The organism is Psychrobacter sp. DWR1-2-3 (genome assembly GCF_049896465.1).
GTDB classification, from domain to species: Bacteria; Pseudomonadota; Gammaproteobacteria; order Pseudomonadales; family Moraxellaceae; genus Psychrobacter; species Psychrobacter maritimus.
Genome location: NZ_JAFCUJ010000008.1, coordinates 60,681 through 87,570, shown reverse-complemented (window position 1 = coordinate 87,570; position 26,890 = coordinate 60,681). Strand labels below are relative to the sequence as shown.

General features: G+C 42.7%; 19 protein-coding genes. 14 read left to right on the top strand and 5 right to left on the bottom strand.

Features of this window, described 5'->3' with window-relative positions; translation table 11 throughout:
* Positions 1–330: 330 nt before the first annotated feature.
* From ACP7AA_RS12040 to ACP7AA_RS12030, 3 genes are read left to right on the top strand one after another with little or no spacing between them, the layout of a single operon-like run.
* Positions 331–705 carry a hypothetical protein gene (locus ACP7AA_RS12040; RefSeq protein WP_426223705.1) on the top strand — a complete coding sequence of 125 codons (375 nt, stop codon included), beginning with the start codon at positions 331–333 and terminating at the stop codon, positions 703–705.
* 25 nt (positions 706–730) lie between these two features.
* Positions 731–1,816, top strand: a complete 1,086-nt coding sequence (locus tag ACP7AA_RS12035; protein ID WP_426223704.1) for a SagB/ThcOx family dehydrogenase — start codon at positions 731–733, stop codon at positions 1,814–1,816.
* Positions 1,817–1,866: 50 nt separating this feature from the next.
* Positions 1,867–2,847: a SagB/ThcOx family dehydrogenase gene (locus ACP7AA_RS12030; RefSeq protein ID WP_426223703.1), complete on the top strand. Its 981-nt coding sequence runs from the start codon at positions 1,867–1,869 to the stop codon at positions 2,845–2,847.
* 138 nt (positions 2,848–2,985) lie between these two features.
* Here ACP7AA_RS12030 and ACP7AA_RS12025 read toward each other — a convergent pair whose 3' ends face one another.
* Positions 2,986–3,240: a DUF1289 domain-containing protein gene (locus tag ACP7AA_RS12025; protein ID WP_426223702.1), complete on the bottom strand. Its 255-nt coding sequence runs from the start codon at positions 3,238–3,240 to the stop codon at positions 2,986–2,988.
* A gap of 187 nt (positions 3,241–3,427) precedes the next feature.
* Between ACP7AA_RS12025 and ACP7AA_RS12020 the strand changes: the two genes are divergently transcribed.
* From ACP7AA_RS12020 to ACP7AA_RS12010, 3 genes are all read left to right on the top strand, one after another.
* Positions 3,428–4,087, top strand: coding sequence for a YqiA/YcfP family alpha/beta fold hydrolase (locus ACP7AA_RS12020; protein WP_426223701.1), 660 nt, complete (start codon positions 3,428–3,430; stop codon positions 4,085–4,087).
* A gap of 167 nt (positions 4,088–4,254) precedes the next feature.
* A complete protein-coding gene (parE, locus tag ACP7AA_RS12015; protein ID WP_201620447.1) occupies positions 4,255–6,141 on the top strand; it encodes a DNA topoisomerase IV subunit B in 1,887 nt (628 codons plus the stop codon).
* A 169-nt stretch (positions 6,142–6,310) separates the two neighbouring features.
* Positions 6,311–7,006 (top strand): lysophospholipid acyltransferase family protein, encoded by a 696-nt coding sequence (locus ACP7AA_RS12010; protein ID WP_281490716.1) that lies wholly within the window; start codon positions 6,311–6,313, stop codon positions 7,004–7,006.
* 115 nt (positions 7,007–7,121) lie between these two features.
* Here the strand turns inward: ACP7AA_RS12010 and ACP7AA_RS12005 are convergent, their stop codons facing one another.
* Positions 7,122–7,904: an SDR family NAD(P)-dependent oxidoreductase gene (locus ACP7AA_RS12005; RefSeq protein ID WP_426223700.1), complete on the bottom strand. Its 783-nt coding sequence runs from the start codon at positions 7,902–7,904 to the stop codon at positions 7,122–7,124.
* A gap of 266 nt (positions 7,905–8,170) precedes the next feature.
* Here ACP7AA_RS12005 and ACP7AA_RS12000 point away from each other — a divergent pair, with 266 nt between their 5' ends.
* Positions 8,171–9,496: a hypothetical protein gene (locus ACP7AA_RS12000; RefSeq protein WP_426223699.1), complete on the top strand. Its 1,326-nt coding sequence runs from the start codon at positions 8,171–8,173 to the stop codon at positions 9,494–9,496.
* A gap of 224 nt (positions 9,497–9,720) precedes the next feature.
* On the opposite strand, the gene ACP7AA_RS11995 is transcribed toward ACP7AA_RS12000, so the two are convergent.
* The gene (locus tag ACP7AA_RS11995; RefSeq protein ID WP_281490718.1) at positions 9,721–11,493 is read right to left on the bottom strand and encodes a mechanosensitive ion channel; all 1,773 of its coding nucleotides are present in this window, start codon (positions 11,491–11,493) and stop codon (positions 9,721–9,723) included.
* A 430-nt stretch (positions 11,494–11,923) separates the two neighbouring features.
* Here ACP7AA_RS11995 and ACP7AA_RS11990 point away from each other — a divergent pair, with 430 nt between their 5' ends.
* On the top strand, positions 11,924–12,655 hold the full coding sequence (locus ACP7AA_RS11990) for an FKBP-type peptidyl-prolyl cis-trans isomerase (protein ID WP_281490719.1): 732 nt from the start codon (positions 11,924–11,926) through the stop codon (positions 12,653–12,655).
* A gap of 198 nt (positions 12,656–12,853) precedes the next feature.
* On the opposite strand, the gene argA is transcribed toward ACP7AA_RS11990, so the two are convergent.
* On the bottom strand, positions 12,854–14,176 hold the full coding sequence (argA, locus tag ACP7AA_RS11985) for an amino-acid N-acetyltransferase (RefSeq protein ID WP_201563945.1): 1,323 nt from the start codon (positions 14,174–14,176) through the stop codon (positions 12,854–12,856).
* A gap of 496 nt (positions 14,177–14,672) precedes the next feature.
* On the opposite strand from argA, the gene ACP7AA_RS11980 reads away from it, so the two are divergent.
* Positions 14,673–15,260, top strand: a complete 588-nt coding sequence (locus ACP7AA_RS11980) for a hypothetical protein (protein ID WP_426223698.1) — start codon at positions 14,673–14,675, stop codon at positions 15,258–15,260.
* Between the two features lie 158 nt (positions 15,261–15,418).
* On the opposite strand, the gene ACP7AA_RS11975 is transcribed toward ACP7AA_RS11980, so the two are convergent.
* The gene (locus ACP7AA_RS11975) at positions 15,419–16,348 is read right to left on the bottom strand and encodes a patatin-like phospholipase family protein (RefSeq protein WP_281490721.1); all 930 of its coding nucleotides are present in this window, start codon (positions 16,346–16,348) and stop codon (positions 15,419–15,421) included.
* Positions 16,349–16,699: 351 nt separating this feature from the next.
* Here ACP7AA_RS11975 and recG point away from each other — a divergent pair, with 351 nt between their 5' ends.
* The 5 genes from recG (at position 16,700) to ACP7AA_RS11950 (ending at position 26,887) form a co-directional block, all read left to right on the top strand.
* Complete coding sequence (recG, locus tag ACP7AA_RS11970; RefSeq protein WP_426223697.1) at positions 16,700–19,033, top strand: ATP-dependent DNA helicase RecG; 2,334 nt, start codon at positions 16,700–16,702, stop codon at positions 19,031–19,033.
* A 521-nt stretch (positions 19,034–19,554) separates the two neighbouring features.
* Positions 19,555–20,889: an efflux RND transporter periplasmic adaptor subunit gene (locus ACP7AA_RS11965; protein WP_426223696.1), complete on the top strand. Its 1,335-nt coding sequence runs from the start codon at positions 19,555–19,557 to the stop codon at positions 20,887–20,889.
* Positions 20,886–23,984 (top strand): efflux RND transporter permease subunit, encoded by a 3,099-nt coding sequence (locus ACP7AA_RS11960; RefSeq protein WP_201626066.1) that lies wholly within the window; start codon positions 20,886–20,888, stop codon positions 23,982–23,984. Before ACP7AA_RS11965 ends, ACP7AA_RS11960 begins: the two co-directional genes overlap by 4 nt.
* A 301-nt stretch (positions 23,985–24,285) precedes the next feature.
* Positions 24,286–25,614: a hypothetical protein gene (locus ACP7AA_RS11955; RefSeq protein WP_426223695.1), complete on the top strand. Its 1,329-nt coding sequence runs from the start codon at positions 24,286–24,288 to the stop codon at positions 25,612–25,614.
* A 220-nt stretch (positions 25,615–25,834) separates the two neighbouring features.
* Positions 25,835–26,887 carry a DUF1852 domain-containing protein gene (locus tag ACP7AA_RS11950; RefSeq protein WP_426223694.1) on the top strand — a complete coding sequence of 351 codons (1,053 nt, stop codon included), beginning with the start codon at positions 25,835–25,837 and terminating at the stop codon, positions 26,885–26,887.
* Positions 26,888–26,890 lie beyond the last annotated feature (3 nt).

Genomic DNA, 26,890 nt, shown 5'->3' with positions numbered 1-26,890 from the left:
AGAAGTGAAACATCATCGCGCCAATGGTAGTGTGGCTCCGGCCATGTGAGAGTAGGTCATCGTCAGCTCTCTATTCCTGAATCGCCCCTCAACTTAATTGTTGAGGGGCTTTTCTTTGTTTAAACTTATAAATATACCCTGGTTTCTCAATTAATTTGAAGATTTTTACCTACTTAAGCTATTAAATAATCAATTGGTATTGAGTGAGTAGTGCATGATGGTGATTTTACTGTTATATTAATATTACTAGCTTTGAAGATGACTACTTAATATGTAAGATAATAGATTATATACTAAAATGATTACCAGTCTTTTGAAGGAGAATTAAAAATGCGTAATTCTAAAGAAAATATAACTGCGTACGTTGAGGTTAAAGAAACTGAAAAAGGGACCTTTTATTCACTTCAGCTAGTTAATAGTGAATCTGGAAAAGATAAGCTAGCAAAAAATGGAATACCTAAAGGTTCTATTTATCCTTCAAAATCCGCAGTAAAGGAGGATGTTGCCAATAAGTTGGGTTTGAGCATTGATAATGTTAGGGTTCTTCAGTCAGATAAGGGTATAGTTAAGCTTTGGAATATATCTGAAGAGTTTAAAATTGAAGAGTTAGCTCATACTAATAAAGCTTTAAAGCAGCAGGGTGAAAGTCCAATAAGTAGCAATGTTAAACCTCGATTTCTTAGTAGATTTCTCAGACGCAATTAATAAAAAAATAATGATCGGAGGTTCTATGAAACTGTGGTCAAATCCAAATATTCGTATGTATGTACCCACTGATAACAGTGGTAAATGGAGATTATTAAGTTTAGATACTAAAAAAGAATATGATGTTAGCTCAGAGGTTTGCCTACTCATTTCGTCTTTTATCGAAGGCAATGAAGTTGATGAGGCAGAAAATGAACTTAAATCTATTTTGAAAAAAAATGAAATAGATTTGTCAGGAGCAATACTTTGGTTGATCTCTAATGGCTTCCTTATTGAATCAGAAGCTGAGTATTTAGAGAAAATGAAGTTGATAGAGCTGTGGCATGATAATGGTTGGTTTGAATCTTTGGATTACCATCTTTTAACTTTCAATTATCCATTTGAGAATTATTCTTTAGATGGAGATTCTAATGATATTGATGTAATGCATGAATACAGAATGCTGGACATCGAGCCATCAAGAACAAAGTTATTTGAAAATACACTTTTAGCAATAAGTGCACCAACTTCTCGAGAAGCTTGCTCAAAACTAACTATTGATACACTTACTATATTCTCAGGCTCAATGTTAAAAAACGGTCTTGATAAGGACAGGTTATTGCAACTAGCTGCAATAACCTTTGGGAAACTCAGGCACAGAAAAGTAATTTCGGGTAAGAAAGTCGAAGATCTTATAAGGAAAACTAGCCCATCAGGTGGATGTAGGCATCCCTCAGAGGGTTATTTTTTTTGCGTTGATGTTATAGGTATAGAACCGGGATGCTATCATTTTTCAGTTAGTAAGAATGCCTTGATTAAGGTTGCTGACCTTCCTACTACTGAGGAAATGAATATTCATTTTGATGGATTGAATCGATCCGATTTTAAACCAAAGGCTTATGCTGTTATGACATCTATTTTCGGTCGTAATATGTTTCGATATCGTGAGCCGAGAACTTTTAGAACGCCATTTATGGATATTGGGCATCTAATTGCTACCATGGAGCTTACAGCTCAAGGTTTGGGCATTTCCACATATACTCATCATGGAATTAATGATGAGTTTATTGAAAGTATTTTAAGGATAAACTGTCTAGATGAGTCAGTAGTTTATGGAGTTGCACTAGGATGACTATAAATTTTAATCATATTCTACAATCAGTATCTATTCGAGTCACAAGGATGGAAAATAAAAATGTAGCTTATATTGTAAGTGATCCGATATCTAATAAAAAACTACGTTTAACCAAAGGAGCATTCCAAAAATTTGTAACTGCTATTAAGAAAGGGTGTGAGAACTTAGATCCTGTCGAAGATGAGATTTGTAAAATTTTATATGATGAGATTTTTAGAAATAGAAATATTTCTTCAGAGCAGTCTGAAAAATATCGTCAATGGTCGTCAAGAGGATGGGGAAGATCACTTGAGTTTTTTTTGAATTCTAGAAAGTTTAGTTTCTCTGATAGTTTTGTCGATTATAAGCAGGCACAATCAGAAGCTGTCTTGGAGTATTCAGATAAAACAAAATTACCTACACCAAAATTGGTGGGAGAATTAGTTTCCTCTGATTCAAACTTCATTTCCCCGACTGTCGAGTATTTTGGTGACGTATTACTTAAAAGAAAATGCTCTGAGCGACCTAGAGCAGGAAAGTGTGATAAAAAAACATTGTCTTCAATATTATTTTATTCAACCTTAAGATTTAGAGATACTTGGAATCCGAGTAAGGACGATGCAAATTCGATTTATTCTAGTTTAGGATCGTGTTTCGATTTCTACATTGCTAATTATAGCTGCGATGGGTTACTTAAGAAAGTTTATATATATCATCCTGATATTAATAGGTTGGAGGAAACGGGCCTATTAGTCAGTAGAAATGATGCGTATGATTTATTAATAGGTCACGATGCTCCATTATCAGCCTCATTTACTATATTTATGGTCGCGAATTACGATAGAGCTATGTGGAGATATAGACATGATAGAGCTCTTCGGAATTTATATGTTGAAGCAGGGAGGATTTGTCAATATTTTTTATTGGTATTAACATCATATAAAATGCTCACCCACATTACTCCTGCAGCAGTAGATGATTTAGCTACAAATTTATTGTCTTTAGATGTAAAAAAACAGCAACTGATTTATTCAATTTCAGCTAGTTGACCTTTTATAACAAGTGCTAGTAGGATAGAGAGATTAATGTAAACATTATAAATAAATCTTTTTCTAAAAATTTCTAAAACTAAAATTTTACTCTTGAATTAACTAGTTTAATCTACTTGCCCTTTATCAGTGAGCTATTTAAAACAACTCCCCAACCACTTCCTCAAAATCAAACCCTAACTGCTCGCCTTTGCGCTGTCTCATCTGCTCGATACGCAGCTTACGTCCAGAGACAAGCCGTAGCACCTCACGGCGCTGCTCAGTCGTCATCTCATGCCATAACTGACGCTCAGGTCGACTACGTAAGCAGCCAAAGCAATAGCCTTTTTTATTGCTTTGACAGACACCAATGCATGGATTGGCAATCTCGAACAGCTCAAACTGCTGATTCATGGCGGCTCCATTGCTATTTTCGTTATTCCTTTAATGTGCCTAATCTCATTCTAAAACACTATTATGTCGCAAATAGTGAATAATAATGTGCGGTTTTATTGTTACTGTTTTTATTAACGTAATGCTATGCTGAGTTTTTATTATTCATATATAGCAATCATAACAAAATTAATAAGTGAGATTATACGTGAACGTTATTTATATTCATGGGCTCGACAGCGATGCGAACTCTACTAAAGGCGAGTTGTTAGAGGATTATTGCCGCCAGTATCATTCTGATATCAATATATTGCGACCTGATTTGAATAAGACGCCTGATCAAGTTTTCAATCAGATATTGTTATTAATCGAAAATTTGAATAGCAATGGTAATCATGCTGAAGATGGGAAGTTTAAATCGTCAAACACAATATTGGTCGGTAGCTCATTAGGTGGTTATTTTTCTACCTTGGTCAGCAATCATATCGGCTGCCCAGCACTACTATTAAATCCTAGCACGCAGCCGCATGTGACATTACAGCGCTTTGCTAAGGATTCGGCTGCAAAAAATAATGTTGAAGAAGAGGATTTAGACAGTCAGATAATTCATTCGACAGCAGGTGGGTGGGATATTACTCATGCAGATTTGCAATGGTTTGCAGCGCATCAGCTATCCACTATTAATTATCCTGATAAAATTTCTGTATTAATCAAAGATGGCGATGAGCTGTTAAATCCCAAACTGTCTAAGCAATTTTATAAAGAACAGGGAGTAACAGTAACCATGCAAGCCGGTGGTGATCACAGGTTTAGTGACTTTGGAGCACAATTGCCAATGGTAATTGAGATGTTAAGGAATTTGCTCTAAGTTCAAATAAATCTGACATAGAGGCTCATAGAGAACTTGGTATATCAAGCAACTTAAATAGACGACATTATCTGACGTGAGCGACTGACTATTACCGTTACCGTCGCTATTTTTCGTTATAATGGTCGAATAGAATTAATCGCACATGAATAGTTAAGGATGCATTTGTGAGTCAATATAATGCGCAATCGTTAGAAGTTTTAGAAGGGCTTGAGCCCGTACGTCGTCGCCCAGGTATGTATACCGACACCACCCGCCCCAATCATTTGGCGCAAGAAGTTATCGATAACTCAGTCGATGAAGCATTGGCGGGTTATGCGAAGGTTATCAAAGTGCAATTGCATAGCGATGGTTCGTTATCAGTCGAAGATGATGGCCGCGGCATGCCAACCGATATTCATCCCGAATTTAATCAAACGGGTATTGAGCTGATTCTAACCCGTCTGCATGCTGGTGGTAAATTCTCGACGTCTAATTATGAAGTTTCGGGCGGCTTACACGGGGTTGGTATTTCCGTCGTCAATGCGCTATCGACGCGAGTAGAAGTGACCGTATGGCGTGATAGCACGCAGTTTGAGATGGCGTTCGAGAATGGCGCAGCAGTCACACCTTTAACCGAAACCATCAGCTCAAATAAACGTAAGCGCGGTACCAAAGTACATTTTTGGGCCGATGGTAGTTTTTTTGATACGCCTAAATTTAACGTCAAACAGCTTAAGCACAATCTAAAAGCCAAAGCCGTGCTAGCTGCTGGTCTAACAATTGAGTTCGTTGATGATATTAATAATGAAAAAGTCGTTTGGCAGTTTACTGATGGAGTGGTTGAGTATTTAAACGAGCAGCTAGATGGTTTAGAGACTTTACCTGAAGCACCGTTTTATTATAATTACAATGCCAAAGCGGGTGAACGTGCTGGTATAACCTTTGCATTGTCTTGGCTGCCTGATGGCGGCACGCCTGTGCAAGAAAGCTATGTAAACCTTATCCCGACTGCGCAAGGCGGTACGCACGTTAATGGTCTACGCACCGGTATCTTGGAAGCCTTACGCGAGTTTTGTGATATCCATAATTTACTGCCTCGTAGTGTCAAGCTGACTGCAGAAGATGTATGGGATGGGGTGAACTATATCCTATCGCTTAAGTTTTCTGAGCCACAGTTTTCAGGTCAAACCAAAGAGCGCTTATCAAGTCGTGAAGCGGCTGGTGCGGTGCAGACATTAGCAAAGGATGCCTTTAGCTTGTGGCTAAACCAGCATGCTGATATGGGTACCCAAATTGCCGAGTTGGCGATTAATAAAGCAGGTCGTCGTCTAAAATCTGCGAAAAAAGTCGCGCGTAAGAAAATCACGCAAGGTCCAGCATTGCCGGGTAAGTTGGCGGATTGTCGTGGGGATTTGCGTGATGGCGCAGAACTGTTTTTAGTGGAGGGTGATTCTGCGGGTGGTAGTGCCAAGCAAGCGCGCGATCGTCATTATCAGGCGATATTACCGCTGCGTGGCAAGATTCTAAATACATGGGAAGTATCATCAGATACCGTTTTATCAAGCCAGGAAATTCATGATATTGCGATTGCTATCGGCGTCGATCCAGCGTCAGATGACTTATCTGAGCTGCGCTATGACAAAGTATGTATTTTAGCGGATGCGGACTCTGATGGTCTGCATATTGCTACGTTGATTTGCGCCCTGTTTGTTAAACATTTCCCTGCCTTGGTAGATGCTGGTCACTTATTTGTGGCGATGCCGCCTTTATATCGTGTCGATGTCGGTAAAGAGGTGCATTATGCGCTTGATGAGCCTGAGCTTGCGCATATTTTGGCCAATGTACCGGGCAATAAGAAAGCGCAAATTACGCGCTTTAAGGGCTTGGGTGAAATGAGCGCAGAGCAACTGCGTGAGACCACCATGAACCGTGATACCCGCCGTTTAGTGCAGTTAGATATGGATGATATGGTATTGACCAATAGTGTGATGGATATGCTATTGGCTAAAAAGCGCGCGGCAGATCGTAAGTCTTGGCTTGAGAACAAAGGTAACTTAGCCGATATTTCCTAAAGAGTGATGAGAGAGCAGGAATAGGCGTCGATTTTATAGGCTTTATTTATATATGTTCATATATATAAATAATTGAGTAAGCTATCAGGTAATAAAAGCCTGCAAAATTCAGCTAAGCAGCACAAGCTTAATGTTATTATGTAGCTATCTTTTATTACATGGTGCCGTTATGACATCAAAGCTATTTAACCGTTCTAAATCAACTGCTTCTAAGCCTACGCGCTCAAAAGTATTCCCGACATTAAGCAGAAAACATTTGGGTAATTTGGTCCCAAGGCGTGGTAATAAAGCTGCGCCAATTATCGCATCAGCGTTATTAAAGGCCGCGGGCTGGCGTACGGTTGGTGAGATTCCAAACATACCGCAGGCCGTGGTTTTAGCGCTACCGCATACCTCTAACGTCGATGGTATTTATGCGATACCAAGCTTATTTGCCCTAGATTTAAAAATCAGTATTATGGGCAAGCATACGCTGTTTAAAGTGCCATTATTTGCGCAGCTATTAAATTGGATAGGGGTTATTCCTATCGATCGCGGGAATAAAGGCTCGGTATTGCAAGCGAGTATCGATAAATTCAAAACCGGTAAGCCGCTATTTTTGGGTTTAGCGCCAGAAGGTACGCGGCAATATACCGAAAGCTGGAAATCGGGCTTTTATTATTTGGCAGTAGGTGCTGGTGTGCCAATTTTGCCCGTGGCGATGGATTATAAGACCAAAGAGATACGTTTTATGTCGCTGGTTTATCCTAGCGGTGATATCGACGCTGATTTACCAAAAATCTATGCCCAGTATCAAGGCGTGATACCCAGACATCCCGAGCGTTTATCGCAGCCTTTACAGGATATTAATAAGCAGATTGATTAAGATTTAACGGTCTTATTACTAATTATCTATAGTAAAGAAGCCCCTGATAGCAAAATATCAGGGGCTTCTTTTTTAATCTTAAAGTGATAAAATTTAGGCTAAATTGAATGGCTGCTTAGAAATGCGGCTGACCATTAGACGCGCTGACACCGCCATCAACGGGCAAGTTCACACCAGTAATCATAGACGCATCATCGCTCGCCAAAAAAGTAATGACAGCGGCAACTTCCTCTGGAGCGGCAAGACGGCCAAGTGGGCAGCGGTCTAAAAACTTATCGGTTTTGCTGCTATCATCTTGAATGGCGCTGGTCATATCGGTTTTAGTGACGCTTGGATTGACGGCATTGACGCGCACGCCATCTGCGCCGTGATCTAAGGCTAGGGTGCGCGTTAAATTACTGATACCGGCTTTGGCGGCATTATAAGCGGCCATATTCCAGTCACCACCGATGCCAGACAGCGACGAGACATTGATAATATTGCCTTTGGTGGCAATCAGATGTGGCATCGCCGCCTGACAAACATAAAACGTGCCATTTAAATTCACATCGATGGCCGACTCCCAGTCTTCAGAAGACAGCTCGGTGATTTTTCCTTGTATGGCTTTACCGGCATTATTCACCAAAACGTCAATTCTCTCAAACTTGTCGATGACTCTTTTCATCATTTCTTGTACTTGAGCTTCTACGCTGATGTCACAGATGACGGTCAAAAAATTGTCGGTATGAATCCAAGTCCGGTCCTGCGGAAACGCATCAGCGGTTTCCTGCAAGGTCTCCGCGGTACGTCCAACTAAAACAACGTTTGCGCCTTCATTTGCAAAGCGAATGGCGGTCGCACGACCAATACCTGAGCCCGCACCGGTGACGATAACGGTTTTTTCTTTAAAGCGTTTCATGATGTTCAGTCCTTGTTATCATATGATGGTGATTATATAGAGAAAGTCGTTGAGCCTGCGCTAGGATGCTTGATTAGCTCGCGCAACTTTGATTGCTTTTATGCCATCATAACAACTCACTGCTACGAAAGCGACTGTGTATAATTGCGCTTATGTTGTTTAATCTTTTGCTAAAAGTAATGGCCAGGATTATTAGGCTAACATGCTTTGTATTCGTTGCAAGTCATACGTCGCCATATACTATTTGATATTAAAAGGTTGAGATTGTGTCAAATTCGACTACTGCGACTGCTGATAAGCCTTATCTTGGCAATGAGCTAGCCTGCTATGTGCAGACTGATAACTTAGAGATGCTATTGCCTGCTATACAAGCACTTGAAGCGCCACATAAAATCCAATATCAAGCTCAAAAACTTGCTTACCACTTACCATTAGGTGAATTGCAGTTGTTAGAGCTGAGGATTTATTTGCCTGAGGGTATGCTTGCCGCTGATATCGAAAGCGTGCGTAAGACCGCTATTAAATCAGTCTTAGCATGGCATAAAGGTTATTTATCTGGGCAAAAAGCCGATATGGTGCACGCGATAGAAGTGTTGGTCTTTGATATTCAATTTAAAAGTGATATTGAGGAATCAAGCCATGTTGCAGACAAAGATAGTCAGCATGGCAAATATAAACGCTTAAAACATGATTTTCCTGCCCGCTATTTTATGGAAGATTTAATTATAGATATGAGTGATAACGGGCAGTTGTTACAAATATTTGGCTGGCACGACTGGCAATCGATACTCACTGCGCTTCATACGCCATGCGAATTGTGGCGATTTTTAAGATATCGCTTAGAGCAGCTGCAACAGAGCGCTATTAGTCATGTGCCAAGCTTTGAGTCTGAAGAGGCGTTGATTAATAACTTCGTAAACAGTTCAACGTTATTTACCCAAGCTATCGCCATAGACAATGCGCTGATTAAATATGGTATGCAGGATGCGCCCAATGCCGCCCTGATTGCTATGGCGCTTGCACAAAAAAATCATAGTCCTACTAGCCAGATGTATCAGCAGCACATGCAGCAAGCGGCTATTTTATGGTCACAGCTTAGCAGCCAAATGATAACGACGGTTAGTGAAAAGTTTATTGCTAGAAAAGGCAGGGAGCAGCAAGTAGAGCTTTCTCATTGGCAGCAGCAAATACTAGATGAATCATTGTTTTCGCGCCATGAGCTGGTTCGTACTTTATATCGGCATCCAAAGCAGCAGCAAAGTCTGCAACAACAAGGTTATGTCGTTCATCAACATTCCTATGAGTGTTTAGGTCGGCACTATGTGCTGATATTTTATGGACAGGATGCAGAAGGACAGCATAGCAAAAAAGCTATTCAACCGAACTTGGCGAGAATTGCTTTAGACGTTGCCACACGTTTACCGACAGCTGAGCTGCATCACGTTATTGTGCTTGGGATAGATTTTATCATAGAGGATAAAGATAGCTTTATGGATATTGACTTATGGATACAGCCGGTCGATGCCATGAGCCAGCGCGAGCGTCAACTGAGCAAGCAACTTCAGCGCTTACAGCAGCAGAACCAAAAATAAAAACGATACGTTATAGCTGTGTGCGACTGGTATCGATTTCAAAGTAATCCTACTATAGTAGAAATAGGCTTAAAGTTTAATATTTCAGCATGCGATGACGAATTTAAATAACAGAAAACTCAAATAAAAAATCTTCAATAAAGGCTTAATCAGTAAGCATAAAAAAGACAGCCGAAGCTGTCTTTTTTATTTAAGTTAACGACTATCCATTACTAAATGATAAGTTATTTCAAATTATCATTGTCGTTGCCAGTAGGGAAACCATTATTGTTGATATTACTGTCATCGGTTTCGATATGGTTAATATCAACCGGTTCAGAACCCAAATCGTTTCTTGAATCTAAGTCATTACTTGTGCCTAAGTTGCTAGGCGTAACAGTATTTGAGCTTAAGTTATTTGGCGTACTGGTGGCAGCAGGCGTCGTAGATACGGTTGATGCAGGCGTGGTGTTGCTCGCTGCATTTGGCGTATTCTCACGAACTGACGCGGCAAACTTATCTTGAGTTGACGAGTTAGGTGTCAAAGCAGATTTCGCTTTTGCTTCATCACGCTCTCTATCCATTTTATCCTGCATCTTGCGTAGGAAGCGAGCTGCTGCTTCTTGACCGCCAAGACCAAATGATAGAGCAAACGCTACCGCAACCGCACCTAAGGTTAGACCAAATGCGAGGTTAACAATAGAGTCAGCAATACCCATCGCTTTTAGACCCATGGCCAATACTAAGCCCATGATTAATACACGGACGATGTTTGCTAAGAACTGTGAACCTTGCTCAGAGCGCTCAACGACACCAGCGATGATGTTGGCAAGCCAAAAGCCAATAAACAGAATGACCGCGCCGAGGATGATGTTGGCACCAAACGCGATAAACATAGTGATGATGGCTGAGATAGGCTCAAAACCTAGTAAATCAGCGGCAGCGATAGCAGCAAACAACATCGCAAAGAAGATAATCGCATAACCCACTAGGTCAGAGATTTTCTTATCGCCCATCGTCTGCTCTAAACCAACTTTCGCAGGCAACTGATTAATTTGGGTGTTTTCAAGTAGACCTTTGATGATGTTGGCAACCATACGTACGACATAGAAGGTGACGATTAAAATCGCCGCTGCCATAAAGATATTTGGCAATGCTTCCATAATTTTATTAAGCATATTAGTCGCAGGGCGAGCAATCACATCGATTTTTAAGGCATTTAAAGCTGCAATAATCGTTGGAATGATAACCACTAAAAATGCTAATGAACCTGCGATATTAGGCAAGCTGTTTTGTTCGCTTAGGCCTGCTTTGGTTGCGAGCTTCTGTACATCAAAAGTAGAAACTAAGTTGGTTACAATGCCGCGTACGACTTTGGCGATGATATAACCCACCACAAAGACCACACCAGCGATAAGGATATTAGGAATAAAGCTGAAGATTTTATCAACCATATTGGTCAATGGTGCAAATAAACCATCAAGCTCTAACTGACCAAGTACCATGGTCAATACAATCAACAGGATAAACCAGTAAACCATATCAGCAATGGTGCTGCTCATTGGCTTTACGCCAGCCTTGGCACTTAAACGCTCATCCATCGAGGTTTTTGCTAACGCTGCGTTAATCGCTGTACGAGCAACGGTGGCAATAACCCAACCAACCACACCAACAGCAACCGCCGCAATGATATTTGGTATAAAGGTCAAGACTTGGTTGACCATATTAGCAAATGGGGTTGAGATAGAATTCAGATTTAATTGACTTAACGCGCCAGCGATGGCGATGATGAAAATAAACCAGAAAACGATTTTTGAGATAATACCCTCTAAATCGTAGCTTTTACCCGTAGAAGAATTCATACGCTGGTTGAGGTTAATCTTCGATAGCACACCGCGTACAAGGGCGGCGATACCTAGTGCCACAAGCCAGCCAATGATAAAAATTAGAATAGCGCCGATGATGGAGCCAATAGGGCCACCCAGATAACCGTTGAACGATGTATACATTGGATTCATCCTGTCCTCCTTGAATGTTCATGTATCAGCCGTCAAATAATCCACGCTATTAAATATATACTATCGAATAGAAACAGGATTATTTGCAGGAAACACATACCTAGTTATTAGTATTTTTGATTTAAGTTATTTAAAAAGCGGTTCTAAACAGAGAACAATCAACACTTTATGTCAATTGTTAACAAAAACTACGTTCTGTTACTTCATACCTTAACTAATTTAGCTTAGCTGATGTAATGAAGGATTTAAAGACAGAAAGCTTAACTGCTTACTATAGTTGTGTGATAAGTTGTTATTTTTGCGGCAAATATTAACATAGACTGTACATTTGACCGATAATTTCACGGGAATCATAGCTCCTAAAACTAAGATTTGTTATGATAGAAGAATGTGACATCTCGCCACTATCCTTATAATTTGAGAGTATTCTATGAAAAAAATTACTACCTTAAGCATTAGTGCCCTTGCTAGTGCGATGTTATTAATCACCGGCTGTAACGCCAGCAATGGTAATAAAGAAACCGCCAGCAAAAGCGTTTCAGTAACTGAAAAAAGCCCAGCCAATGAAAAAGTGGGTTACAGTTTGGGTTATATGATGGCAGAAGGTAATAAAGAAGCGGTCGGCGATCTCAATCTTGATACTTTTGAAAAAGGCTTCCGTGACGGCTATGAAGGCAAAGAGTCAGCATTGACGCAAGAGCAAATGGAAGAAGTATTGATGACCTATCAAAAAGAACAAGAAGAGAAGTTTGTTAAAGATATGGAAACCAAAGCTGGCGAAAATAAAACCAAAGGTGCGGCATTCTTAGCAGAGAACGGCAAGAAAGCTGGCGTAAAAACCACCGCTTCTGGCTTACAATATAAAGTATTGACCGCTGGTACAGGCAAATCACCAAAAGCAACTGACGTGGTTGAAGTAAACTACGAAGGTAAATTGATTGACGGTACGGTATTTGATAGCTCTTATGAGCGCGGTGAGCCAATCGAATTCCCACTAAACCAAGTCATCGCTGGCTGGACGGAAGGTCTACAGTTGATGAAAGAAGGTGGCAAATACGAGTTCTATATCCCATCTGATATCGCTTATGGCGAAGCGGGTAACGCAGGTATCGAGCCAAACAGCACGCTTATCTTTACCGTTGAGCTATTAAAAGTAAAATAAGGCGTTATTAGGCTTTTAACTGTTTTAACCCAAAGTGGTTATAAAAAAATGGTTATAAGAAAGCGCTTATAAAAAATAAAAAGCCCTCATACATTATGAGGGCTTTTTCATGCGCGGCAGTTAAAGGTTAATTATCAATTGATTAATGAATGAAGGGCTAACTAACCAATTAACTCGCGGCTTATAGAGTTTTTTAAATTACAAAGTCTTTTGGAACACTTTAGAGTTACGACCGTTATTATATTTTTCACGGCGGGCTTCAGGCAATGCGCTTGCTTCAACTTCCGCAAAGCCTTGCTCGACAAACCAATGGGCGGTACGAGTGGTCAGAACAAATAGCTTATGCAGACCATGGCTGCGTGCTTGTTGCTCTAAAAATGCCAGCAAGTCAGCACCGCGGCTGCCACTACGATATTCAGGATGTACCGCCACACAAGCGACTTCTGCTGAATCTGCATCCAACGGATAAAGCGCCGCACAGCCTAAAATCATGCCGTCACGTTCAATAACGCTATAGTTATCAATCTCTTGTTCTAAGCGCTCGCGTGAGCGGCTGACCAAGATACCTTGTTCTTCTAGCGGTGATAATAGCTCAATCAGTCCGACCACATCGTCAATATTGGCACGGCGAATCTCTTCATAAGGGTCATGGCTAATCAAGGTGCCAGAACCATCACGGGTAAATAGCTCTTCGAGGAGCGCGCCATTTTTGGCATAAGAGATAATATGGGTGCGATGAACCCCTTGGCGGCAGGCATTACTGGCGCAGCTTAAGAAATAATTAATCTCACAGTTTAAATCACGGTCACGTAAGAAGCGGTCGACTTCATTTGGAATCATCTCACGTAGCAAACGATTATCATGATTGATACCGGCTTCTTCGCCTAAGAATATCAGCTTATCGGCACCAAGCGCCACAGCGGCACTAAGAGCAACGTCTTCAGCCAATAAGTTAAAGACTTCACCAGTCGCTGAATAACCCATAGACCCTAAAATCACGATATGGTCATGTAAAAGGTTGTTTTTAATGGCTTCAACATCGATAGAGCGCACTTCACCGGTCATCTGATAATCAACGCCATCACGGATACCATAAGGACGGGCGGTGACAAAATTACCTGAGACTGCATCAATACGCGAGCCGTACATGGGTGAGTTTGCCAAGCCCATCGATAGTTGGGCTTCGATTTGCAAACGAATCGCGCCAACGGCTTGTAAAATAGACGGCATGGCGACGCGCGGGGTCACGCGAATATCTTGATGCAATGGTGAGGCAATGTCTGCGTCTTTGAGGTTTTTTTCGATTTGCGGTCGCGCCCCGTGTACCAATACCAGCTTGATGCCCAAGCTGTGCAATAAAGCAAAGTCATGAATCAAGGTACTGAAATTTGGATGATTGACCGCCTCACCGCCAAACATAATCACGAAAGTCTTACCGCGATGGGTATTAATGTAAGGGGCAGAGTTACGGAACCAGTGAACGTATTCGGGGTTAATCTGTGGCATGGCGCTAGTAGTCATAATGGGAGCAATAGTCGTTAGAATAAGAAAAGGAGCGTGACAGCAAAAGCCTGTCGCTAATGAATTACCATAGCAAAAAACGCCGTTATGAGCTATCTTTTATTTCAGTCGTATTAAGAAGTCTTGGTAGTAAATAGATGATATACACAACCTCAACACGGGATTAGTGTACCGCCAAACGCTTTTTGTTATGCTAAGCGCTATTGCTTTAGTCATAGCTTACACAGATAATTGATAAAAATAACCATCGCTAAAAATAGTCATGGTAAAAAGTTAACATTCATCACGATGACGATATATGATGATGGCTAAGCTAAAAAATTAAGCAATAAAATAGTAGTGTGTGCAATCGGATGGTTGCTTAGCAGTATTATTTTATTGACGTGTTGTATTGACGCGTTTTATAACTATATGGTTTTATCTACACATTGTTATATTAGCGAATTTTTATTACAAGATTGTTTTATCGATACATTAACTAGGGATAATGAATGTCATGAAGAAAAGTAACCATTTTGCAAACCCGTTCAGTGCGTGGAGCGGACACCGCTTATTTCATGTTGTCGCCGGTACGCTGGTTGGGGTGATGGCAGTGACGCAGGCATCAGCAATGTTGCCAACGCCAGAACAAGCCGTTGATAATTCAGTGGCCATGCAAGCAAATGCCAACCAAGGCAGTGGCTCAAATGCACAAGCGGTTAATAGCAAAATCACTGCGTCACTCATTAGTGTCGATACCAATGGTCAGGAACTGCTCGTACCGGTGAATGCCAATACGCGTTTGCAGTCAGGTAACGTCTTGGAGTATCAAGGCTACTTTACCAATACCAATGCCGATCGCGTCCGTAAAATGACGGTTACCATGAGTATTCCTGAGCAAGTAGAATTGCTACGTGCCGTATCTCCTGATTTCCCATATGGCAGTGCCGACGGCAGTAATTTTGCCCGTATGCCGTTACGTGGCAAGGTTGATAATCAATTGCAAGAAATCCCATTAAAATTCTATAAAGCGGTACGTTGGGACTTAGAAGGCGTTGGTCTTAATGACACCGTCGTGGTTAAATATCGTGCACGTGTTAAATAAGCTCCTTTTTTAGTATTTATTTAATACTTGCTGAATCGAAAAAGCACCACAGTGAATACTGCGGTGCTTTTTTATTGTCGTTTTTTGAGCTTCGGCAGTACTGTAGCCTTTAAGTTGTTTTGATCATATTTGTCGTTCATTTATCGATTAAGGAGCTGCTAAAGCGTTGCATATTTACTCTGTGCTTTGTCTTTAATAAGTTGTTTAATTGCATTGATTTGTGGGGTAGTTGCTTGCGCGCCAGCTGTCATCAAAGTACTGCGCTGGCTGGTATCGATTGAGCTGATATGAGCAACATTTGGCGTGATGATAATATCAGCGCGATCACGCTCAAGGCGCATCGATGTAGTAAGACTGCTACTTGCTTGACTGGAATCAGTGCCAGTTGCGGCGGCATTTGCGATAACGCTGCTCTCAAGAAAGCCCCAGAAACTGGTTAATGAGTTGATGGTCGGTTTTTTATTGCTGGCAGAAGTATTAACATTAGCAGCAGTCACATCAATAGCGATGATAATATCGGCACCCAAGTCACGTGCGGTATCAACCGGTACTAAGCTGACCACACCGCCATCGATATATTTTTTACCGACTTGTTCGGGAATGCGCGGGGCAATAAAGATATTGGGCACACTACAGGATGCTTGTACCGCAAGTCCAGCATTGCCACTGCTAAAAACTGCCTTTTTTAGCGTGTGCTTTTCGGCAGCAACCGCGGCAAAGCTGATAGGAAAGTCCTCTATAGCGCGTCCGCTTACTTTTGTATTGATAAAGTTTTTAAGCTTAATACCTTCAATAAAACCTTGATTGGATAAAGTGAAATCTGTCAATTCACTATCAGAAGTATTTAACGCTAAGCGCTCGAGCTGTTTGGCGTTATAACCACTGGCATATAAGCTGCCAACCAAGCTACCGACACTGGTACCGACCACTAGCGTTGGCGTGATACCGTTTTCTTCTAACGCCTTAATCACCCCAATATGAGCAAAACCTTTGGCACCGCCGCCGCCTAATACTAAGGCGACTTTTGGTTGATTGTTTATAGGCGTGACTGTCTCACTAGCTGGCGTCAGGCTCTGACAAGCACTCATAGACAATCCCAATATGCCAAGCATACTGAATCGCAGTAATCGTGATAAATGACGATATGAATAATAGGTAGTAAGTAAAAACATAAAAAACCTTAGCAAAAATCGTCATAGAGGAATAAATGGTTATACGATAAGCCATTCATCAATAGCTTACTCAGAAATCAGCTAGACGCCGTATCGCTAAATAGCTTAGCATAAGCAAGTCGCTTGTCAGTTATAATCATAATGACTGAGTATTTTATAGCAGGTTGATGATTATAGCTTTTATAAGACGGCTCAGACTTTAAAAAATAGACGTTAAAAAGTACAGTTGATTAAATAATATTTACCTTAACATCATTAGGATTATTGATGCCCATATCGGTTAAGCACGCGACAGTGAATCCATCAGACCATATTAGGTCTGATATGCCCGTTTCGGCGCTTGATATGCCGGTGACGGCGCTGGCGGGTGTGGGACCAAAAGTGGCCGAGCAATTAGCCCAATTAGGTATTGAGCGCATTTTTGATTTGCTGCTGCATCTGCCGCGTGATTATGAAGACCGTAGCCGACTGGTATCGATAGCCGATGTGGCGCATGGGCAAGCTGCCTTGATTACAGGGCGGGTGGTGCATGTCGATACCAAGCGTAGTGGTATGACAGTGGTGGTCGATGATGATACTGGCACCATATCGCTGCGTTTTTTTAAGGTGTATCAAGGTCTTGCGCAAACGATGAGTCTTGGCACGCAGCTGCAATTGTTTGGCGAAGTAAAGGTCAGTCGTTACGGTAAGCAGATACATCATCCTGAGTATCAGATTATTAGTAGCAATGAAGCCGTCGTTAATACAGGCTTACAGCCGATTTATCCTAGCGTGAAAGGCTTGCATCAAAATAAGCTGCGCACGCTAATTAAGCTTGCGCTGCAAACGGTTCGTACTCAAGGTTTACCGATGACCTTGTTTACGCCGGCTGACTTTGCTGTGGTCGCTGATTTACCGTTATTAGCAATTGCGGAACATGATTTTCCAGACGATATATTTTCAACCCTCGCGCGTAGTGTGCCTGACAATTCTATTAACAATAGTGTAAATAGAGCTGAGTCCTCTATTTATAACGTAAATAATGACTCTAATACAGCCACTGCTAATGATATTGCTAATAATAACGTCTATAACTTAACCATATTTGAAGCCTTAGTATTGCTGCATACGCCGCCGACTTATACCGATGCAGGGCGACAATATCAGCTGCTGACGCAATTAAGTGCCCGTACCCATGCGGCTTGTCAGCGTCTAATCATTGAAGAATTAACCGCCCATCAACTTAGTTTGTTATATCGCCGTCAGCAATTACATCAGTATAAAGCGCCTAAATGTACTAGCCAAAGCACGCTGACGGATAAGCTGTTTGCGGCATTGCCGTTTGACTTAACCGGTGCGCAGCAACGAGTCATGAAAGATATCACGGCAGATATGGCCACTTCTATTCCGATGCTAAGACTGGTACAAGGCGATGTCGGCGCTGGTAAAACCTTGGTTGCGGCAGGAGCGGCGGGTTATGCATTGGATAGTGGCTGGCAGGTGGCGGTCATGGCTCCAACGGAAATCTTAGCAGAGCAGCATTTGGTGAATTTTAAAAACTGGTTTGAGCCGTTAGGGGTCGGCGTTGGCTGGCTCGCTGGTAAACAAACGGCAAAGCAGCGCCGCGAAGCCTTAGCGGCAGTGGCGGAAAATACGGTACAAGTGGTCGTTGGCACCCATGCACTATTTCAAGAGCAGGTACAGTTTGCCAAATTAGGCTTGGTTATTATTGATGAGCAGCACCGCTTTGGCGTTGAGCAGCGTATGGCCTTGACCAATAAAGGCGTGGCCAATAGCACGCCGCATCAGCTGATCATGACGGCAACGCCGATTCCACGTACGCTCGCGATGAGCGTTTATGGTGATATGGATACTTCCATCATCGATGAGTTGCCACCGGGGCGTACGCCAATTACCACGGTGACGATTGACCGTAACCGCCGCGATGAAGTCATTGAGCGTATTGCGGTCAATTGTGAAGCAGGCAGGCAGGCGTATTGGGTCTGCTCATTGGTAGAAGAATCTAGCGTGCTTGATGCGCAAGCAGCAGAAGCGACTTATGAAGACTTAAATGAGCGCTTGGATATTCGCATTGGCTTGGTACACGGCAAAATGAAATCCGCTGACAAACAAGCCATCATGCAAGAATTCAAGACTGGTAATCTTGATTTATTGATTGCCACTACCGTTATCGAAGTAGGCGTTGATGTTCCTAATGCGTCGTTAATGGTCATCGAAAATGCCGAACGGCTAGGGTTATCGCAATTACATCAATTACGCGGGCGCGTTGGTCGTGGTTCGACCAAAAGCTTCTGCGTACTATTATACCAAAAGCCGTTATCAGAGACGGGCACGGAGCGCTTAAACGTGCTGCGCGAAAGTACCGATGGTTTTGTCATTGCGCAAAAAGACTTAGAGCTACGTGGTCCTGGTGAGTTATTAGGCAAACGCCAAACCGGTAACGTCGGTTATTATCTGGCCGATCTTATTCGTGATGAGCAATTATTTGCCATTGCGCAGCGCTTAGCAAAACATCTTATTAGCGATCCGACACGTAAAGCGGATGTTAGCCAATTGATACACCGCTGGATGCCAGAGGCCAGTCGCTATACCAATGCTTGATACTGATTGACGCAAGAAGTCTTCTATTACTGATTGACATAAGAAAAGCCATTATTCTTTTAGGAATAATGGCTTTTCTTTATTGTTTTTATAAGTTATATAGATGATAAAAGATAATGTCGGTCGCTTAAAATTTATTAACAAGCCGTTCTGCTGGTTTATTACTTTTCTCATATTCGCTTTGAGAGTTTTTACATTAGCCTATTATTAGTAGACGCTAAACTTACGAACCTAAGACACTATATATAAAAATAAGATGATGACTTGATATATGCTATCCTCAATAAATTTACAGACTAATGTAATCATAAATAGTGCTGCGCGGGTTAAAGGTTGACGGTGAGCATGGGTAGAGTATTTATAAGCTGCTATTTTTTAAGCTTAAAACGCATAACCATATTGTTTATTGCTTGCTGTCTGAGGTTGCTTTGATTGACGCTAGTCTGTTTTTTTTCCTATTATGTTTCTCACATTATATTTCTTATACCATTTCTAATTGCCTGTATTGACAGAGAGTTATCATGAGCGATGTTGAAGACCACAAGCTGCCAGTTGAATCTGAGCTACCACCTTACCGCCAAGCGGATGGGCGAGCGCCTAAACCAAGGTCAAAATTTCCCTTATGGTTGTTGCCGGTATTGGCTATCGTGCTTGTAATCGGGGTATTGGTCGGCAAGTACTGGGGCGGTGATAAAGTGGTAAGTAATGAGTCGCCCGCTGCTAATTCTGTGCAAAACGCTAGCGCAAACCCAGACGATGCCGCCAGCGCGCAAGTGGTGTTGTCGGTCGAAACAGTGTCACCAAGCCAAGACAGTATTGGTAACACGCTCAGTGCTGATGGCACCATCAACGCTAAAGATGTCGCTAATGTCAGTGCCAAAGTAAACGGCGTTGCTATCGAGCGTATATTGGTCGAGGAGGGCGATCGCGTCAAAGCAGGGCAAGTCCTGGCGATATTTGATACCGATGCCATGCAGCAGCAAGTCTTGCAAGCGGAAGCCGATGTTGCCGAAGCCGAAGCAACGCTTGCCAATGCAACTGCCGATGCCGCTCGCGTCCTACCGCTGATTGAGATTGATGCCATCAGTAGGCAAGAAGCGGATCGCTATCGTACCTCAAAGCTACAAGCAGAAGCGGCATTGCAAGCGTCGAAAGCGCGTCTTAGTACCCAGCGCTTGAGTGTGAAAAACGCCAATGTGGTCGCACCGGTCAGCGGTGTCATCAGTGAAAAAATGGCGGAAGTCGGTATGGTTGCTGGTGGTGAGCCATTATTTACCATTATCAAAGGCGGTGTTTTGGAGTGGCGCGCGGATATCGATCCTAAACTTCTTGGTGAAGTCAGTGTTGGCACGCCAGTGCGCGTCAGCTTGCCAGCCGGCGATTCGGTTATGGGTAAGGTTAACCGTATTGCACCAACGGCTGATGATAATCGCCAAATCACCATTTATGCTAGCCTTGCTGCAAACTCAAAAGTACGCGCGGGCATGTACCAAACGGGCGAGTTTTTATTGGGTAGTACCAGCGCGCAAACGGTGCCCAATAGCGCTATCGTCAGCAATGACGGTTATGATTACGTGATGCTAGTGACCAATATTAAGAGCCAAGACGGTCAAAACATTGGCCGTATCAAGCAACAACGCGTGACCTTAGGTGAGCGCTTTGGTGATAGTGTGGCGTTGACAGAGCCATTACCTGCAGAAAGCCGACTGGTAAAGCAGGGTGGCAGCTTCTTAAACGATGGCGACTTAGTACGTGTCGTTGATGGTTTAAATACAGCCAATGATAAATCGGGTAGCCAAGCTGGAAAAACGGCAACCGCCGCAAGCACTGGCACAGCCACGCAGGCGCGCTCATGAGTTTAAATGTTTCCGCTTACTCGATTAGAAATCCTTTAGTTGCCATTTTGCTATTTGTGCTGCTGACCTTGGGTGGCATCTACGGCTTTATGCAAATGAAGGTGCAGCAGTTTCCTGATATTGACCTGCCAGCGGTGGTGGTCACGGTCACTTTACCGGGTGCTGCGCCATCACAGCTCGAAAACGATATTGCAAAAAAGGTGGAAAATAAGCTCACCAGTATTGAGGGTGTCAAGCATATTCGCACCACCCTGCAGACGGGCGTAGCGACCATCGCCACCGAGTTTGTCTTAGAAAAAGACATTCAAGAAGCGGTCGACGATGTGCGCTCGGCAGTCGGTGAGGTACGGGGCGATTTACCAGCTGCTGCCAATGATCCCATCATTACCAAGGTTTCAACGTCAGGTTTCCCCGTCGTTACCTACTCTGTTGCCTCTGAAAATATGAATGTGGAGGATTTATCTTGGTTCGTCGATGACACCATTACCAAGCGTCTCTCTGATATACCGGGTGTCAGCACCGTCAGCCGTATCGGCGGTTTGCAGCGTGAGATTACGGTTGCCGCTGACCCTATTACTCTAAGTGGTCTTAAGCTTTCTATCACTCAGTTATCCAATCAAATCACTGGTATTCAGCAAGACAGCTCAGGCGGTGAAGCAGAAGTAGGCAAAACCACCCAGACCATTCGTGTGCTTGGGGCGGTTGAGCGCGCCAGTGATTTAAACAATTTACAAGTTGCTGTGCCGACAGGTGGTACGCAAGCGCTCGGACGTATGGCGCAAATCACTGATGGCGCCGCTGACCCAAGCTCGATTGCCAAGCTAGATGGCGAAACCGTGGTGGCATTTAATATCACCCGTTCACGCGGTGCCAGTGAGGTGGAGGTTATGGAGCTGGTTGATGCTGAGCTTGCCAAGCTGTCAGCCGATATCGGCAATATCGATATTGAAAAAGTCTATGATAGAGCCACGCCAATTGCCGAGGATTATCAAGCATCTTTACGCATGCTGATAGAAGGCGGTTTGCTTGCCGTAGTCGTGGTATTCTTATTTTTACGCAATATCCGCGCGACCTTTGTAGCGGCGGTAGCATTGCCACTGTCAGTCATTCCTACTTTTTTAGGTATGTACTTATTTGGCTTTAGTCTTAATATTATCTCGTTATTAGCACTGTCTTTGGTCATTGGCGTACTGGTCGATGATGCGATTGTAGAAGTCGAAAACATCATCCGCCATTTGCGTATGGGCAAAACCCCTTATGAAGCCGCGATGGAAGCGGCTGATGAGATTGGCTTGGCAGTCGTCGCGACCACCTTTACTCTAATTGCGGTATTTTTACCGACGGCCTTTATGGGCGGTATTGTCGGGCAGTTTTTCCGGCAATTTGGTTGGACAGCGGCCTTATCCATATTTGCATCGTTAATGGTCGCGCGTCTTATCACCCCGATGATGGCCGCTTATATATTGCGCCCAGAAAAAAAGCACGTTGAAAAACAAAGCGCATTGATGGATTGGTATTTAAAAGTGGTCTCATGGACGCTGCATCATCGCTGGATTACGATGGGGGCGACGTTAATATTATTTGTGGCGTCGTTGGCTTTGGTGAAATTACTACCAACGTCATTTATCCCTGATAATGATATTGACCAGACGCGGGTTGAGATTGAGCTGACCCCAGATGTGGCGCTTGAAGATACCGAGCGTGTTGCGGCGATGGCCAGTGAACGTATACTGGCGATGCCTGAAGTGACCAATATTTTTACCTCAGTAGGAGAAGCGCAAGCGGCAATGGAAGCCAGCTCAGGCGGCAAAGCTGAAAATATCGCAGGCTTGGATATTGTGCTTGCTCCAAGAGCAGAGCGCGGCTCTAAGCAAGAGATTGAGCGTCAGATAAGCAGCATGTTGGCAGAAGTGCCGGGCGCGCGCTTTTCCGTTGGTTTATCGAGTGGCGGTGAAACTGGTTATAATTTTTCTTTAACCAGTACCGATCCGCGCCTGCTTGAGCAAACAGCGCAGCAAATGATGGCAGAGATTCGGGCGTTACCAAGTGCTGGTGCCGTCACCAGTGATCGCAGTCTGCCGCGCCAAGAGCTGACAGTGACACCAAACAGACTGGCGATGGCTGATAAAGGCGTGACCACGCAAGATATTGCTACGACCTTACGGGTGGCGACCGTGGGCGATTATGAGCAGCGTTTATCTAAGCTCAATCTCGATACGCGGCAGATACCGATAGTGGTACGTTTGCCAGATATTGCCAAGCAAAATGTCAGTCAATTAGAAGGTTTATATGTGCCGAGTGCCTTACCTGCCGGACAAGGCGTACGAGTGGGTGAAGTGGCGTCGTTAGACTTTGGTACTGGACCTGCGCAAATCAGCCGCCTCGATCGTGAGCGGGCGATTAGTATCACCGTCCAGCCTGCCAATGGCGAGCTTGGTGACTTGGTGCAAGCGGTTAAAAGCATACCCAGTATGCAACAGATGCCAGCTTCTATTACCATTATTGACCAAGGGCAAGCGGAAAACATGGCTGAGCTATTTAGCGGTTTTGTGATTGCGATGTCGGTTGGTGTGGTCTGTATCTTAGGCGTGCTGATTTTATTATTTGGGCGGATATTGCAGCCATTTACCATTTTGATGGCGTTACCGTTATCTATCGGTGGCGCTTTTGTCGGCCTGGTGATTACCAATAGCAGTCTGTCGATGCCATCGATGATTGGTTTTATTATGCTAATGGGTATCGCCACCAAAAACTCTATCTTATTGGTCGATTATGCATTGATTGCTCAGCGCCGAGGTTTGGCGCGTTTTGATGCCATTATCGATTCTTGTCGTAAGCGTGCGCGGCCAATTATTATGACCACCATTGCGATGGGCGCTGGCATGCTGCCTTTAGTATTTGGTTGGGGCGATGCCGATCCCACCTTCCGTCGTCCGATGGCCGCCGCTGTCTTGGGCGGTTTGGTTACCTCAACCTTATTAAGCCTTGTCGTCATACCCGTGGTTTATACCTTGATGGATGACTTATCAGGATGGTTTGGCAAATGGTTAATACCGCATGGTAAAGATAAGGAAAGCACAGTTATCGAAAAGTAGTCAGTGCTGGTAAAGCTGCTAGGTCAATCACATAGGAAGTAGTTGATCTAGGGCATTTGGAGGCGAATCAGCTGTTTGCTATTGGTAGAGTTGACGTATTTTTAATAAACCATTCAAATTTAAATGGTTCAATTAATTGAGTCTGATTTAAGTGATCTGTAAAGGTGTTTGAAAATATAACAAACTGAGTCCTGTGGGTCATAGCTAAAAAAACTGAAAGTTAATAAGAGGATTTTAAGTTAGAAAGCAGCCATTATTTACTAGATTCATACGTTTAGATTTTAAAGGATATCAAAAAATCTTGATCTATAGAATTATCTCAAACAAGCACTTGCGTATAGCATTACTGTTTTTGCTGATTCAGCAAATTATTGCTGCTTCATCAACATACTTTATTGCTCGCCTTGCACAAAGCTTAACTGAGGACACTATTTCAATTTTGTATATGGTGCTATTTGCCGTCTCTTTAGTAGCAGTTTATTTGCCTGCATATTTTTGTGTTATCAATAGGGAGCGCGCTAAGTACGACGCTCATAAACTGTACAATGATAATTTTCATACTGTCTTTTTAGGCAAGACACATTTGTTATCCAGCGACGAGTTACAGAGTACGGCAACGACAACACTCGCACAAGAGAGCAACTATACTCTTGAGACAGTCATTGATAGTATTTTTGATATTTCAGCTTTGGTACTCAATGTCTTATTTAACGTGTTGGTCATTGCTTGGTTTTTAGATGGTACGTTACTGCTTGGTTATGCAGTAGGTATTATTTTTGCCTTCATGTTTGTGCATTTCAGACGACACACCCTAAAAATGGCTGCCAAAACAGACCTGCAATCACGGCTGAGTTTAACCACCAAACTTTTTGACAGTTGGGATAACGTCGTTATTTTTAATAAGCATAATTACACGCTCTATAATAATATTGTTCAAAAGAGCTTTGCGATAGCAAAGAATAATAGCGTTAAATCCACCTCAATCCAGCACATCAATTCAAGCTTAGGCCTGATCATACTTATGCTGCCTGTCTTTGTAGTCACGGCCTTTATTTTTAATAAAAATTGGCACGATGCTGCGACGATGGCGGTACTAATTGCCACGCTGCCAAGACAAATTCAGCTATTGCAAATGTGCTATGCCTTGATTGGTTACCATACCAGTATTGGTGTTATCAAAACGATGCTAGATGGTATTTTAGAGGTCTTACAACCTACCGCTGTCAATTTAGATAACTACATTCAAGCAGACCAAATGCGTGTGCAGCAAACAGGGGATATTTTTGATTTAACACAATTACCCAAGCAAGGTAGAGTAACGTTGGTTGGTAATAATTGCGTTGGCAAATCTTATATGTTGCTTAAGCTTAAAGAGCACTACCAAGAGCAGGCTTACTATTTACCTGCCAAGCATAATTTGTATTTCAATTACAAAACAGATAAAGCCCATAAGGGTTCAACAGGACAGCAACTCATCAAACAAATTCAAGAAATTAGAGAAGATGACCAAAGTACGATTGTCATGCTTGATGAATGGGATGCACATTTGGATAGAGAAAATACCCAAATCATAGATCAATATCTTGATCATCTTGCCCAAACAAGGCTTGTGGTGGATGTCAGACATTAATTTAAAGTTTTTTATCAACATGAAATTCCCATCAAATAACCCTTCAAAACCCCCACTTTCTAATCCTTTTCTCATAGCCTAATCTTATAAACATGAATTTTACTCATCTTTAATTTAAATAGTATCATTTTTATTCATGATTGGGTTCAGGTATGATTCATCTCATACACAAATTTGGTTTTATCTCGACAATGAGAATAGATTAGGGTAGCGGATTATCATGAGTAAACAATTTACCTGTTCAATTAAGCGCATTCGTTTTGATGAAAACTATCATCCTGCCGACAGCACGCGTCTGACCACTAACTTTGCAAATTTGGCGCGCGGTGAGCATCGCCAAGAGAATTTACGCAAAACATTAACCATGATTAACAATCGTTTTAACGCCTTGGCGCATTGGGATAACCCGACCGCAGACCGTTATTCTATTGAGGTTGATATCATTTCTGTCGATATGGATGTCGCAGGTAATGGTGATACATTCCCTGTTATCGAAACGCTCAAAACAACGATTATTGACCATAAAGACAACAGCCGTATTGACGGGATGATTGGCAACAGCTTCTCCTCTTACGTGCGCGATTATGACTTTAGTGTGGTGCTGCCAGAGCATTTCGATAAACATCCTGCATCGCAGCCGCCAGAAGATTTTGGCGATTTACATGGCAAATTGTTTCAATATTTATTGAACTCAGAGGCTTACCAAGCCAGCTTTACTAAAAAACCGGTCATTTGTCTCAGTGTGTCTACTAGTAAGACCTATCAGCGTACGACCAATCAGCATCCGGTATTAGGGGTTGAGTACAAACAAGACGGCTGCTCTTTGAACAAGGGGTCATTGACTGATGAGTATTTTTCCAAAATGGGCTTAACCGTGCGCTACTTTATGCCTGCAGGTAGTGTGGCGCCTTTAGCGTTTTATTTTGCCGGTGACTTGCTGACGGATTACACCGATTTTGAGCTAATCAGTGCGATCAGTACCATGGAGACTTTCCAGAAAATCTATCGACCTGAAATTTATAATGCCAACTCAAGCGCAGGTCAAGTTTATCAGCCGAGTTTAAACTACCAAGATTATTCACTGACGCAAATTGTCTATGACCGCGCAGAACGCAGTCAAATGGCGGTGACGCAAGGCAAGTTCACAGAAGCGCAATTTATCAAGCCCTACCAAGACATTCTTGAGGAATGGGCAGCAAACTATGATGTTGCAAGCGAGACTGTTCAAAGAGAAGTAGGTCAAAAAGAAACGGCTAAAAAACAGGCTGCTTAACTG